The organism is Acinetobacter sp. 809848 (genome assembly GCF_000581275.1).
In the GTDB taxonomy this organism is placed as follows: Bacteria; Pseudomonadota; Gammaproteobacteria; order Pseudomonadales; family Moraxellaceae; genus Acinetobacter; species Acinetobacter pittii.
Genome location: NZ_JEXG01000200.1, coordinates 1 through 407, shown reverse-complemented (window position 1 = coordinate 407; position 407 = coordinate 1). Strand labels below are relative to the sequence as shown.

Sequence of the window (407 nt, the reverse complement as noted above, 5' to 3'; positions counted from 1 at the left end):
TGGCAGGAAACAACAGTAGCTCAAAAAGATTTAACCGATGGTGTTTACCAATATAAAGCTATAGTTACAGACGTTGCAGGCAATACATCAGAAACCGCTATACAAAAAGTTGTTGTCGATACAACAGCACCACAAGTAGGTGAACTGACTTTATCTGATTTAAGTGATACAGGTGTTTCGGCAACTGATCAAATTACACAAGATAAAACTTTTGATTTAAAAATTAGTGGACAAGAAGTCAATAGCCAAATTACTTACTGGATATCGAAAGATGAAGGAAAGACATGGCAGGAAACGACAGTAAATCAAAAAGATTTGGCTGATGGTATTTATCAATTTAAAGCTGTAGTAACCGACGTTGCAGGCAACATATCTGAAACCAGTGTGCAAAAAGTCGTTGTGGATAC

At 36.6% G+C, this 407-nt stretch carries 1 protein-coding gene; it reads left to right on the top strand.

Features of this window, described 5'->3' with window-relative positions:
• A partial coding sequence (locus J536_RS24770; protein ID WP_171071522.1) for an Ig-like domain-containing protein occupies positions 1-407 on the top strand: 407 nt, incomplete at both ends.